General features: G+C 44.3%; 14 protein-coding genes. 7 read left to right on the forward strand and 7 right to left on the reverse strand.

All coding sequences use genetic code 11. From position 1 onward, the window contains the following. The first annotated feature begins 137 nt into the window (after positions 1-137). Positions 138-1,757: a citramalate synthase gene (cimA, locus tag PCH02S_RS15615; protein WP_127454554.1), complete on the forward strand. Its 1,620-nt coding sequence runs from the start codon at positions 138-140 to the stop codon at positions 1,755-1,757. A 59-nt stretch (positions 1,758-1,816) separates the two neighbouring features. Here the strand turns inward: cimA and PCH02S_RS15620 are convergent, their stop codons facing one another. Next, positions 1,817-2,350: a TlpA family protein disulfide reductase gene (locus PCH02S_RS15620; protein WP_127454556.1), complete on the reverse strand. Its 534-nt coding sequence runs from the start codon at positions 2,348-2,350 to the stop codon at positions 1,817-1,819. Between the two features lie 133 nt (positions 2,351-2,483). Between PCH02S_RS15620 and PCH02S_RS15625 the strand changes: the two genes are divergently transcribed. Both PCH02S_RS15625 and PCH02S_RS15630 read left to right on the forward strand, forming a co-directional pair. Further along, positions 2,484-3,803, forward strand: a complete 1,320-nt coding sequence (locus tag PCH02S_RS15625; protein WP_268597834.1) for an MFS transporter — start codon at positions 2,484-2,486, stop codon at positions 3,801-3,803. A 44-nt stretch (positions 3,804-3,847) separates the two neighbouring features. Further along, complete coding sequence (locus tag PCH02S_RS15630; RefSeq protein WP_127454560.1) at positions 3,848-4,273, forward strand: M67 family metallopeptidase; 426 nt, start codon at positions 3,848-3,850, stop codon at positions 4,271-4,273. Here the strand turns inward: PCH02S_RS15630 and PCH02S_RS15635 are convergent. The 3 genes from PCH02S_RS15635 to PCH02S_RS15645 are packed head-to-tail and all read right to left on the reverse strand — an operon-like array spanning position 4,267 to position 7,553. Then, the gene (locus PCH02S_RS15635) at positions 4,267-5,001 is read right to left on the reverse strand and encodes an exonuclease domain-containing protein (protein ID WP_127454562.1); all 735 of its coding nucleotides are present in this window, start codon (positions 4,999-5,001) and stop codon (positions 4,267-4,269) included. The genes PCH02S_RS15630 and PCH02S_RS15635 overlap by 7 nt on opposite strands. Before the next feature lie 45 nt (positions 5,002-5,046). Further along, positions 5,047-6,129: a DUF294 nucleotidyltransferase-like domain-containing protein gene (locus tag PCH02S_RS15640; protein ID WP_127454564.1), complete on the reverse strand. Its 1,083-nt coding sequence runs from the start codon at positions 6,127-6,129 to the stop codon at positions 5,047-5,049. A gap of 38 nt (positions 6,130-6,167) precedes the next feature. Beyond that, entirely contained in the window at positions 6,168-7,553 is a 1,386-nt protein-coding gene (locus PCH02S_RS15645; protein ID WP_127454566.1) for an ammonium transporter, read from the reverse strand. 311 nt (positions 7,554-7,864) lie between these two features. On the opposite strand from PCH02S_RS15645, the gene PCH02S_RS15650 reads away from it, so the two are divergent. Continuing rightward, a complete protein-coding gene (locus tag PCH02S_RS15650) occupies positions 7,865-8,305 on the forward strand; it encodes a MerR family transcriptional regulator (protein ID WP_127454568.1) in 441 nt (146 codons plus the stop codon). A 21-nt stretch (positions 8,306-8,326) separates the two neighbouring features. Beyond that, positions 8,327-9,019: a zinc metallopeptidase gene (locus tag PCH02S_RS15655; RefSeq protein WP_127454570.1), complete on the forward strand. Its 693-nt coding sequence runs from the start codon at positions 8,327-8,329 to the stop codon at positions 9,017-9,019. Positions 9,020-9,073: 54 nt separating this feature from the next. Here the strand turns inward: PCH02S_RS15655 and PCH02S_RS15660 are convergent, their stop codons facing one another. Continuing rightward, positions 9,074-9,958: a LysR family transcriptional regulator gene (locus PCH02S_RS15660; RefSeq protein ID WP_127454572.1), complete on the reverse strand. Its 885-nt coding sequence runs from the start codon at positions 9,956-9,958 to the stop codon at positions 9,074-9,076. A 160-nt stretch (positions 9,959-10,118) separates the two neighbouring features. On the opposite strand from PCH02S_RS15660, the gene tpx reads away from it, so the two are divergent. Continuing rightward, a complete protein-coding gene (gene tpx, locus PCH02S_RS15665) occupies positions 10,119-10,637 on the forward strand; it encodes a thiol peroxidase (protein WP_127454574.1) in 519 nt (172 codons plus the stop codon). Between the two features lie 48 nt (positions 10,638-10,685). On the opposite strand, the gene PCH02S_RS15670 is transcribed toward tpx, so the two are convergent. Together PCH02S_RS15670 and PCH02S_RS15675 are read right to left on the reverse strand one after the other, a co-directional pair. After that, complete coding sequence (locus PCH02S_RS15670) at positions 10,686-11,075, reverse strand: DUF1499 domain-containing protein (RefSeq protein WP_127454576.1); 390 nt, start codon at positions 11,073-11,075, stop codon at positions 10,686-10,688. A gap of 145 nt (positions 11,076-11,220) precedes the next feature. Next, on the reverse strand, positions 11,221-12,570 hold the full coding sequence (locus tag PCH02S_RS15675) for an Nramp family divalent metal transporter (protein ID WP_127454578.1): 1,350 nt from the start codon (positions 12,568-12,570) through the stop codon (positions 11,221-11,223). Positions 12,571-12,731: 161 nt separating this feature from the next. On the opposite strand from PCH02S_RS15675, the gene PCH02S_RS15680 reads away from it, so the two are divergent. Then, positions 12,732-13,232, forward strand: a complete 501-nt coding sequence (locus PCH02S_RS15680) for a GNAT family N-acetyltransferase (protein WP_127454580.1) — start codon at positions 12,732-12,734, stop codon at positions 13,230-13,232. The last annotated feature ends 129 nt before the right edge of the window (positions 13,233-13,361 follow it).

Here is a 13,361-nt window from a genome sequence, read left to right on the forward strand (position 1 = left end):
CGCATTTTTGAGTTATGATGTCTTTAACCGTAATATTATGTTATAATCGTAAATTATACATTAGCGCTTTAAAGCAAGCATATTAACCTACACATACGTATCCAAGTCATTTTTGCCAGCTTTTGAAGGAGGAACCCATGCCAACATCAGTCAAAATCTTCGACACTACCCTAAGAGACGGAACTCAAGGAGAAGGCATCAGCTTATCTGTTGAGGATAAAATTAAAATTGCCCGTAAGCTCGATGAGCTTGGGGTTCATTATATTGAAGGCGGATGGCCGGGCAGCAACAGCAAAGACATTGAATTCTTTGAGCGTGTTCGCGACATGAAGTTCACCAATGCCAAGATTACCGCTTTCGGAAGCACAAGGCGCAAAGATTCCCTTGCTTCAGACGACATTAATCTGAACAGACTTGTTGAATCAGGTGCGCAGGTAGCAACCATCTTCGGGAAGTCATGGGACTTCCACGTGCATACAGCGATTCAAACGACTCTCGAAGAAAACCTGGCCATGATCTATGACTCCGTACTTTTTTTGAAAAGCTCCGGATTAGAAGTCATTTATGATGCAGAACATTTCTTTGACGGCTACAAAAACAACCCTGAATACGCTTTGCAAACGATCAAAAAAGCCCAAGATGCCGGTGCAGACTGGATCGTATTATGTGATACCAATGGAGGTTCGCTCCCTGGTGAAGTAACCGCAATCGTGACCGCGGTGAAACAGCATGTATCAACGCCTGTTGGCATTCATGCACATAACGACTGCGAGTTAGGTGTAGCCAACAGCCTTGCTGCCGTTCAAGCCGGTGCCGGACAGGTTCAAGGCACAATTAACGGCTATGGCGAGCGCTGCGGGAACGCAAACTTGAGCTCGATTATCCCTAACCTTCAACTGAAGCTGGGATACCACGTAATCACTGATGAACAATTGAAAACATTAACACCGGTTTCCAGGTATATCAGCGAAATTGCCAACATGCATATGCCGATCAATCAGCCTTATGTCGGTAACGCTGCATTCGCCCACAAAGGCGGTATTCACGTATCTGCGATTCTGAAAGACGCAAGTACGTATGAGCACACGAAACCAGAGCTCGTCGGCAACAAACAGCGAGTCCTTGTCTCAGAGCTTGCTGGCCAAAGCAACGTGCTTGTCAAAGCGCAAGAGCTGAACTTAGACTTCGATAAAGAGCCTCAGAAAACCAAACAAGTGATCGAGAAGATCAAAGATCTCGAACATCAAGGCTACCAGTTCGAGGGAGCGGATGCGACACTTGAGCTGCTGCTGCGTGAAGCATTTGAAGGGCTTGAAGAAATTTTCACTTTAGAATCGTTTAAAATGCTTGTTGAGAAATCGGCCAACCAATCCGTCGTATCGGAAGCCATCGTCAAGGTTAAGGTGCATGGCGAAACGATCTACACTGCAGCGGAAGGAAACGGTCCGGTCAACGCCTTGGATAACGCTTTACGCAAAGCACTTATCCAATATTACCCGGATATCAAGAACGTCCACCTATCGGACTATAAAGTTCGTGTCCTTGACGAGAAAGGCGCAACAGCCGGTAAAGTTCGCGTCCTGATGGAAACGACAGACTTTAACACAACTTGGAACACATTAGGTGTGTCCAGTAACATCATCGAAGCGAGCTGGTATGCGCTTGTGGACAGCTTGCGTTATGCGCTCATCAGCAGACAACGTGTTGAGCCCGTCAACAAAGAGCAGAACGAGAGACTTGGTTTGATCAATCACTAAAACTATACACAGACAAAAGCTGCAAATTGGCCCTCTGAGGCTAACTTGCAGCTTTTTTGTCATCCCTTGATGAGACCCGCAATCTTCTTATCCAGTTCTTTTGGCGAAAGCACGTGAATAACCTCACGAACGACGCCATTTTTATCAATCAGAAAACTCGTTGGAATCGCAACAACCCGGTACGCATCCGCGTTCGTTCCTTGCTTGTCCAACAGCACCGGGAAAGGGTATTTATACGTTTCCACGAACTTTTTGATATTCTCCATTTTATCCCCAGGCGTCACATTCACCGCATACAGATCAAACTGTCCTTCGTATTTGTTATATACATTCACCAGATCCGGCGCTTCTTCCTCACACGGACCACACCAGGATGCCCAGAAATTAACGAGCAAAGGCTTCTCGCGCGGACCACCAATCGTGTACGCCTTTCCATCAAGCCCAGTCAAGGTAAACGCAGGGGCAAGGAAATTCACCTGAGGCGCTTGTTCTGTTGGCATTAGGGTCTGTTTATTCTTATGCTGGGCGTTTTGATAAATAGCTATCCCGGCTAATACTACGACCAATACAATTACAAAGACATTCTTTTTCAAAAATGTGTTCACCTCCATTGTCTATATTATCTCCAATTCAGCCTAATTTCCAACATCGGCAAATCAACAAAGTATGCTTTCCCCATTTACGGGAAAAGTAAGTCTACTAATTACTCTGAAAGGAATAATCAAAGTGAACAAAGTTGCAATCCCCAACGTCAGGACCAAAAACAGATTTAGCGATCATGCCAGCAACGACTCGAACAACGCATCAAACAACAAAACGAACAACAAGTCCAAGGATAAGTCAAGCAAAGGCTCCATATGGGAATACATTGCGTTAGCAACAATTCCTTTAGTTCTCGTCTTAGGGAATTCCATGCTAGTCCCCATTTTACCCGATCTACAGGAAAAGATGGGCATCTCCCGCTTCCAAAGCTCCCTTGTCATTACACTTTTCTCGATTGCTGCAGGCATCATTATTCCGGTATCCGGCTATTTGTCCGATCGCTTTACGCGGAAATCCGTCATCATTCCATCGCTTATCGTGTACGGGGCAGCTGGTGTTCTGGCAGGCTTCGGGGCTGTTTGGCACTCTTACCCCATCCTGATCACTGCACGTGCCATACAAGGCCTTGGAGCGGCCGGTACAGCCCCTATAGCCATGGCATTAGTCGGCGATCTATACAAAGGCGGAGATGCAAGCAAAGCACTAGGGCTTATAGAAGCTTCCAACGGAGCAGGCAAGGTGGTTAGTCCGATATTAGGCTCATTACTTGCCATGCTCATCTGGTTTGCCCCTTTTTTCGCGTTTCCGATCTTTTGTGTATTAGCTTTGCTGGCTGTTATTTTCATGATTAAAGAACCTCCAAATGAGAAAAAAGCAGAACCTCTTGGCACGTATTTAAAGCAAATCAGAGATATCCTGCGAGAAAAAGGACGTTGGCTTATCCCTGCCTTTTTCGCCGGTTCGATTACTTTATTCATTCTGTTCGGCGTGCTCTTCTATTTGTCTCAAATCCTAGAAGAAAAACCCTACAGCATTGAAGGAGTCCGCAAAGGGCTCGTACTGGCCGTCCCCCTGCTTTGCATGGTCATAACATCGTACACAACCGGCGCCAAAATTAAACAAAATGGCACGTTGATGCGATGGTTAATGAACATCGGACTGATTCTGATGACAGTCTCCTTAACATTAGCAATTTTTCTCAATACGAACCTGTATGTGTTCATAGGGCTTCTATCGCTTAGCGGAATAGGCACAGGGCTCCTGCTCCCCTGTTTAAATACCATGATCACCGGTTCTGTGGAACGCGATCAGCGCGGGATGATCACATCTTTGTACAACAGCCTTCGCTTTATCGGCGTCGCATTCGGTCCGCCATTATTCGGATGGCTCATGAATATGTCACATAAAACCTTGTTCATAACAGTAGCCTCAATGGCTCTGCTGATGTTAGTGCTCGTCTTTTTCTGCATCAAACCGAATGAAGAACTGAAGGGAAAAGCATGATATACTAGCCTCAATCTTAGTCTCATTTTAAGGTGGGGGCGCCAATGACCGTATATTTAAAAAAAGAACTCTTCAATCAGCTGCTGCATTTCAGCCGGCAAATGATGCCGGAGGAAGCATGCGGCCTCATATTAGGCAAATCTACGAGCCCAAACGAAGAGCTTCTAGCCTCTTCGTTTGTTCCCATGCGGAATTGCTCCTCCCATCCTCGAATTCATTTCGAGTTGGACCCGGCGGAGATGATTCCCTATTTAACAAATAACTATAAACCTGTAATTGGCTTATTCCACTCACATCCAACAGCTTCCGCGGTTCCATCCGCCGCGGATTTGCAAACCCTTTGGCATACGATTCCTACTCATTGGATCCTCTCTTTGATGAACCCAGATACCCCTGAGTTAATGGTTTATCAAATAAAAAAAGCCTCATCAACCGATTATCACAAACTCGCGTTTGTAATCGGTCAATGATGGCTTAAGAGGGCATATAGATCACCCAAAGTATCGACATTTCTAGCTTTGATCTCCTCCATGAATCGGGACCACAGCTCCGCTGTCATCAAGGAGTCCTCCAGGGCATGATGACGCTGAGTAACTGGTATATCATAAGCATGAAGCAAAGAATCCAAGCTTAAATTTTTCCTTTTTGGCATCAGCCACTTCGCAATCATCATCGTATCCAATACACGATGCGACAAACTGACCTTAGAAGTTCGCCAGAGCGCAGAATTCAGAAAGTTTTTATCATGTCCGGTTGCATGAGCCACCAAAATTCGCTGCTGGACAAACTCCAGAAAATCGCTCAAAACGCCGATCAATTCAGGCGCATCCGCTACCATCTCATTCGTAATCCCTGTTAGTTCAACGATGTCTTCTGGAATTTTACGTTTCGGATTTACCATACTATAGAAAGTATGATCCCTCTGAACTTCACCGCCGATAACGGAGACGCCGCCGAAAGAAATAATTTCATCACCATTATAAGGAGAGAACCCCGTCGTTTCCAAATCAAAAACTACAATTTCCATCGAGTGCAGCGGTATTTCAAACAGGGAGTCCTTCCGCTGTTCTTTTAACATCGAGCGAATAAAAGCCATCTGCTGGGCACTTTGCACATCAAACATGGAGGTTATAGCCGGTGTCAGCCCCCCCATTTTGTATAACTGCCACATACGTCCGCCAGGCCGCATATCTTTCATCTCAACTCACCTCTCCAACACAAGAAAAAATGCATTCCGATCCATCTAACCCTTTTCTCTCTCTATGTGTGAAACAATCGACCTTTTGACATACTTTTGCAGTTCAATCCCGGCACGTAAACTTTGCTTCAATTCCTGTTTGACTTCCTTGGTTAATTGATCAGCTGCCAGCCTCCCGCGGCTTGTGTACATCTCATTTTCCAATTGGAAAGGCGTCAAATCCCTGAGCTTAAGTGCTACGCAAAATGCCTCTAACCACTCATCAGCTAATTGATCTGGTATAAAACCACTTTCCTTTAGAGACTTTATCCTTTGCAGCGTGGATGAGTGCATGATTCCAGCTTGAATAGCGAGTAGGCGTATACCATTCACGATAGGAATATAAGCGCCATATTTGATATCAAAACCACCAGCATCTTCGCCGTACCTCTCCGTAATCAACTGACCAAAGACACCTAACGATATTTTGTGGTGGAGCGTATTCGATAATAAATCGTTCAGAATGCCCGAGTTCTCCCGAACATAGGTTAAAAACGTATCCTTCAGTTGATCGACTAAATTTTGCGATCCGTATATACACCGCATATCCGCCATAATAAGCAGGTACCGGATATTTTCCCACTCCGGTTCCCGCAGCCATTCCAGCATCATTTGGGTATACTCTGATAACGACTTACGCCATTGTATATTGCTAGATACAACATTACCTTCACACGGCGGGTATCCTAACGCGTCTAGACCTTTCAAGATGCAATCAACCAATTTAATGAAGTATTCTTCTACTTCTTCCTTTGGATGCTGATCGCTTTCCGCATATACAAGCCCGTTGTCCTGATCGCTCCAAAGCGTTTGTTCACTTCGCCCTCCGCTACCGTACAGGATAAAAGCATACGGCACAGGCGGTCTCCCAAAGCCTTCATCTTCTAAAATGTGTTCAGCAAGCTCGATCGTTCTTTGTATAAAAGCATCGTGAACAGCGTTCACTTTTCGACCTAATTCCGGTGTATGAGAGAAAAGGAGATGCTCCCGAAACATCTCATGCACCTGATCTCTGGTTATTCGCATCTCATCGAACTGTTCCGATAGATAGATACGCTCCAGGATCTGTTCCATTGAGAGATGTTTCATGTTGCATCCCCTTTGCCCAAGTAAAAAGTTAAGTGATTTTAAACGGACACGCCGTTTTGAGCTGCTTTTTTCATTTGCTCTGGGTAACCGTATGAACCATGTTCAGACAAGTCCAGACCAATGATTTCTTCTTCTTCTGTTACACGCAGACCAACTGTAGCTTTAAGAATTCCTAAGATAATGAAGGATAAAACAAGTACGAATGCCAATGCTCCGAAAACGCCAAGCGCTTGAATACCTAGTTGGTGCAAACCGCCTCCGTAGAATAACCCCGCGCCACCGACACCAACTTTAGCCGAAAGATCAGGAGTTGCGAACAGACCCGTGGAAAGCGTACCCCAGATACCAGCGATACCATGTACAGAGAAAGCGTAGATCGGATCGTCAATACCAGCTTTTTCAAACCATTGCGCCGTGAAGAAAGTTACAATACCTGCTACCGCACCGATAACAATCGCAGCCCAAGTATCTACGAACGCACACGCTGCTGTAATTGCAACAAGGGCTGCAAGAACACCATTCAACATGCTAGGAATATCCGCTTTACCAAAGTACATCCAGGAAATGATCAGTGCAGCAACACCACCAGCCGCAGCAGCCATGTTCGTTGTCAAAGCGATGTAACCGAAGAATCCATCCCCCATTGCACTTAGCGTACTACCTGGGTTGAATCCGAACCAACCGATCCAAAGAATGATAACACCGAGAACAGACAACACTTGGTTATGACCAGGAATCAGATTTGGCGTTTTATCTTTATTATATTTGCCAATCCGTGGTTTTAACAAGATCGTAGCTACCAGAGCTGCTGTCGCACCTTGTAAGTGAACGACCGTTGAACCGGCGAAATCTTGCATACCAAGCTTACTCAACCAGCCGCCACCCCATACCCAGTGAGCAACGATTGGATAAATCACGACAGTGAACAAAATTCCGAAGATAAAGTAAACCGGAAGCTTCGCTCTTTCTGCGAATCCACCCCAAGCAATCGCCAAGGATACACCTGCGAAAGCCAGTTGGAATAAGAATTTGATTCCGATCGGTACGTCAGAAGCAGATAACGCCCCGAATGCCGCTGTAGCTTGATCTTCCAAGCCAGTAACGAAGAACCCTGTTGTTCCGAAGAAGGCATTGCCATCACCGAAGGCGAAACCGAAGCCAACAGCCCAGAATGCAATGGCACATAGTCCGAAGGTTAAGATTGTTTTACCGGCTACGTGACCGGCATTTTTCATTCTAGTCGACCCTGCTTCTAATAAGGCGAAACCAGCTTGCATGAAGATAACTAAAATTGCGGCTAACATGACCCAAACGGCATCGATTGCACTTTGCAATTGGGGAACTGTCGCTTCATCTGCAGCAAATGCGAGAGTAGGGAACAGCAGGGCCATGACACCAAAAGCTAACAACAACTTCTTAACCATACGACCACTTCCTTTAATGTTAGATTAAATAACATATAATGAAACTCTTAATGTCATTATATACAGGTTATATGGGTTTGACAATAGGATTTTCTCTAAAAAAATGAAAAAAACGAAAAATAACCTGACATCGAACAGGCATAATTCGTGTTTTCATTAATTTTTTGTGAAAAATGTGAAGATTCCTACCTTTGAACCCTCGTCAGGTATGATAGCATAAGCATCACGTTTGACTGTACGGTTTGTAATCAGGTATCATTATTATATAGAAGGAATTTATTATATGACATTGGAGTAGAGGTGAATGAAACATGGAAAATGAGAAGCTATATAAAATCGGGGAACTTGCCAAACTTGCCGATGTTAGTTCTCGAACCATTGATTACTACACCAAGCTTAACTTGATCGAGCCTGAGAAAAGATCCGATACGAACTACCGACTTTATAGCGATGAAACTTTGAATCGACTTAAACGTATTGAAACTATGAAGAACGAGAAATATACCCTAGAGGAGATCAAAGCAAACTTACAGCAATGGAGCAAGGTATCCCAAGATGACACAGTGAGAGATAAGCTGACATCAATTCAGCTTCATCTTGAACAGTTAATGAAGGAAGCCAAAGAACTTGGGCCTATTATCCAACAGCTGAAGCCAAATCAGCTCAAAAAGCTCTATCGCATCCTAACGCAACCAACCGCAGCATGCATTGAAGCATTAATTGTTCTTCTAGGTAAAAATCCGTTCTCATAACGAATTACGGAGGCATGTGAAATGTTATTTTTTCACCCAATGGATTTTCTCATTATTATTGCATTCGCTCTTTCTTTGTGGGCTTCGTTCAGAGTTCGCGGAACATTCAACAAATGGTCCAGTGTCCCTGTCTACTCAGGTATGACAGGCGCCCAGGCCGCACGTCGGATGCTGGATGCCAACGGGCTCTATGATGTCCCTGTTGAAGCCGTACGAGGCACGTTAACAGACCACTACGACCCGACAGCTAGAGTTGTTCGATTATCAGAGCCCGTCTATTATGAAAGCTCCATATCAGCCGTTTCCGTCGCCTGTCACGAAGTTGGGCATGCGATTCAACACAAAGTACATTATCCTATGCTCGTTGCACGACATTACATGTTCCCTGTCGTAAATTTTGCATCCGGCGTAGCTCCACTTCTAATATTAGCGGGGTTCTTGTTCCAACAGATTCCATGGCTTCTTGGTCTGGGCATTATCTTTTTCGCAGCAGCCGTCGCCTTCCAACTGGTTACCTTGCCGGTTGAGTTCAACGCCAGCTCCAGAGCCCGTGATTTGATGGTTTCCGAGGGATTCATCTCCAATCAGGAAGAACGCGGAGTAGCCAAGGTCCTTAATGCAGCTGCACTTACTTATGTCGCCGCAGCGTTAATCTCCGTGCTTGAGCTACTGAAATATATCATGATATTTACAGGTCGGAACAACGACGATTAATACAAAAAGCTCTCCATGGCGTTGCAGCGTAAGCAGCACACGGGAGAGCTTTTATTATTGGAAATATTCTTGCAGAAAGCGTCTGAACACTTCAGCTACCAATGGAAGCTTTTCACCTTTCCGGCTTATCAAACCTACTGTACGCGTTACTTGCGGATCGGTAACACGGATTTTGGCAGGCTGCATCTGACCGCCTTCAATCAGCGCCATCGCAGGCAGCAAACTGACCCCCATGCCCGCGGCAACGAGACCACGAATGGTATCCGTCTCTTCCCCCTCGAATTCGATTTTCGGAACGAAACCAGCCTTCAAGCATGCCTCCATGACAATAGAACGCAGCGTGTACTCTTCACTAAACATAACAAAGTTCTCATGTTTAAGCTGCTCAAGACGAATCGACGTATAATCAGCCAGGATATGATTGGCCGGAATAATCGCATATAATTCTTCCGTCAGCAGTAATTCCCCTGTCACATGCTCATGGGACTCTGGAAATGGCGAAATAAAAGCGAGGTCGATCTCACCTTTCGTAACATCTCGAATCAAAGACGTGTACGTCCCTTGGCGAAGCCGAAATTTCACATTAGGATGATCCTTCTTAAATGAGGCAACAACAGCTGGGAGTAAATTAATAACCAAGCTGTGCGGGAAACCAATACGAATTTCCCCCGCCTCCGGATCGAGAAATTCATGCATCTCACCAACGGCGCGCTCCAGATCCGTCAATATCCCCTCGATGCGGCTTAAAAATAAATGACCAACCGAGGTCAGATGCAGGTTACGCCCTTTTTGAACAAATAAATTCACGCCAAGCTCTTCTTCTAACAGATGAATTTGGCGGCTAACAGCGGACTGAGCCACATGCATTTCTTCTGCCGCTTGAGTCACGTGCTGCTTCCTTGCAACTTTCACAAAATACTGCAATTGTCTTAATTCCACTTGGATGAATCCCCCGACTTTTCTTACAGGATTACGAATCTGTCAACATTTTATGCATTTAAATTATAGCCTCACAGCTTCAATTGGACAACCTAACTTCAAAAAGCTTATAATGAAAAAGTTGTTAAATTGCATGGAAATCAAAGGAGGAACTGTTCAAATGGCTCAAGACCGTACTGGTGTTGCTACAATCAAAGGCAATCCGATCACCTTGGTGGGACCTGAAATTAAAGTAGGTGACAAAGCACCTAACTTCACTGTGAACAAAGACTTGATGACACAAGTAACCTTGGCAGATTATGCTGGTAAAGTAAAGCTGATCAGCGTAGTTCCATCCTTGGACACAGGTGTTTGTGACGCACAAACTCGCCGCTTCAATGAAGAAGCAGCTGGCCTAGGTGACAATGTCACTGTACTGACAATTAGCGTTGATCTTCCTTTCGCACAATCCCGTTGGTGCGGAGCAGCTGGAATCGACAAAGTTATCACTTTGTCCGATTACAAAACAAAATCCTTCGGTGAAGCATATGGCGTATTGATCAAAGAGCTTCAACTTGATATGCGTTCAATCTTCGTTATCGACGCTAACGACACCGTTCAATACGTGGAATACCTGGGCGAAATGACAGCTCACCCTAACTATGAAGCAGCTGTAGCAGCTGTTAAAAAATTAATTTAATAGAAACAAATAAAACAGCAAGGAGGCCAAGCTTCCCTGCTGTTTTTATTATCCTTCAATTTTATATTGAGCTAGTTTACGGTCTAATTGTTTATAAATATCTATAATCGTACGGTAGTTGGAACCAAGGTCCCCCATCGAGCCGCGGGATGCAGAATAAATATCCACTGCCGTTTTCACGGGATTAATCGCGAACAGTGTCAAAGTAACATCCTGTGTTCTGCCTGTCATTGTTTTACGTTCTGCGAGAATTTCGCCTACACTTTGGACTTCATGGAGCAGCTTATAACCCGGTGTCTTCTTCAAAACTGCCGTAACCTCTTCCCATACCTGCTCTTTGGGAAGCTTATAATACCTTGTTTTCAGCAAAGGATCTTTGGCTTTATCTCCGGTCGTTTCGTGACTGCGAAGTAATCCGATTAAAGTTCTCTTAAGCAAAAGCCTTTTCCCCCTTCAATGAAGTGCATTTAGACCGCTTGCCTTCTCTACACTGCTCTCTATATTACCACTGTTTGGGGATAAGAAAAAGAGGGAAAATGAAATCGGTAGGATTACTCCACAGTCATTTAGACAGATTTACTCATTAATTTCCAAAAAAGGTGCTATAAAGCAAATAGGCATTTAGACCTGCAATTAAGACCGCTACGATCCAGCTAAGCACAATCATCCACTTCGGTGTGATAAGTTCACCCATTTTTTTGCGGTCAGAAGTGAACTTCACTAGCGGAATGACAGCAAAGGAAAGCTGCAAAGACAAAATGACTTGACTTAGAATAAGCAAATCCGTAGCGCCGCTTTCCCCATAGATGCCAATCACAATGACCGCCGGAATGATTGCAATCATGCGGGTAATCAAACGGCGAAGCCACGGTGAAAGACGGATATTCAGAAAGCCTTCCATGACGATTTGTCCGGCTAATGTCCCTGTGAGCGTTGAATTTTGCCCTGAAGCTAGCAACGCAACAGCAAACAATACACTCGCGGCGCCAGTACCTAACATAGGCCCTAGCAGATGATAGGCATCCTGTATTTCAGCTACTTCTTTGCCTGCTGAGTGAAAAGCTGCCGCAGAAAGAATAAGAATAGCCGCATTGACGAACAAGGCTAACATTAATGCTATTGTAGAGTCAATCGTTGCGAATTTAATTGCCTCGCGTTTACCTTGAATCGTTGGTTCAATTTTACGTGTTTGAACGATGGATGAATGCAAATATAAATTATGAGGCATAACCGTCGCCCCAAGAATACCAAGAGCAATATATAACATAGCAGGATTGGTTACAATTTCAGTTGTCGGAATGAATCCCGCCGCTACAGCCGCGAAGTCAGGTTGAGAAAAGATGAGTTCCATGACAAAACAAAAAGTAATAAGTGCCATCAAGGAGATAACCATGGCTTCAATGTAACGAAAACCTCTTTTTTGAAGCATCAATACTAAAAGAACGTCTATCGATGTTAATATAACACCATAAATTAGCGGAATACCGAACAATAAGTTCAAGGCAATCGCTGCGCCAATGACTTCCGCTAAATCACAGGCTGCAATCGCTAATTCACATAGAATCCATAAAGCGAACGATATAGGCTTACTGTAATGATCCCGACAAGCTTGCGCTAAGTCACGTCCTGTTACGATGCCCAAACGACCGGCCAAGGCCTGCAAGAGAATAGCCATCAGGTTCGAAATTAAGATCACGGACAAAAGGGTGTATCCAAACTTGGAACCTCCCGCTAAGTCCGTCGCCCAGTTCCCAGGATCCATATACCCCACCGCGACCAGGTAGCCGGGGCCTACGAATGCAAGCAATTTACGTAAAAAGCCTGCCTTCTTGGGTACTCGCATACTTTGATGAACTTCAGGCAAACTCGGCATCGAGGATTTACCTTTCCAGCCTTCACCTTCATGCTCAGCTTCTTTATATGCTATTGACATAGATATCTCCTTCTTTCGTAAGACCAATAATGTTGTCCTAAGGAAACTTTTTATTTAGAATTATACTATATAAACCCATACTATGCTATAGGCAAACACTTATGTGCATACGAAATAAATTTTCCCATGGGAAAAACCAACAATGAGGAGTTAACTTCACAATGAAAATTCGTCCAATCGCCAATGATTTAGAATTGAAAGCAGCTTTTAATATTGAAATGACCGTATACACAAAAGAGTCCGCTGCATCGTGGGATGCTTTTCAGATGAGGATGGAAGTGTTCGGGCGCTATTTTCTGGTAGCTGAATCCGACTCAAGTTCTGAGCAGCTAATTGTTGGTGTAGCCAATGGTGTGCAATTGAATCACAGCGACCTCTCGGACGAGAGCATTAAACAGGGTGTTGATTATGATCCTAACGGCCGTTATTTTTGCCTGCTGACGATCGCCGTACATCCTGATTACCAACGACAAGGGATCGCCGCCAATCTCCTCCAAGAAATGATACGAAAGACCAAAGATGATGGTTTAAAAGGCATTATTTTAATGTGTGAAAAACATTTGATTTCATTCTATGAAAGAAATGGATTTAGGTACATTGGTCCATCGGCATCAGAGCATGGCGGAGTCCAGTGGTATGAAATGAATTTGATATGGCAATAGACGAAAAAAATCTCATCAAAAGAAGGATTTTTATGTTTTCATCCGAATAATATAGATGATCCATCTTTGTATATTTATTAAACAAACAAAGATAATGAAAAACTAATTCTATTTTCAACAAAGGGTGAA

This window comes from Paenibacillus chondroitinus NBRC 15376 (assembly GCF_004000765.1).
GTDB classification, from domain to species: Bacteria; Bacillota; Bacilli; order Paenibacillales; family NBRC-103111; genus Paenibacillus_E; species Paenibacillus_E chondroitinus.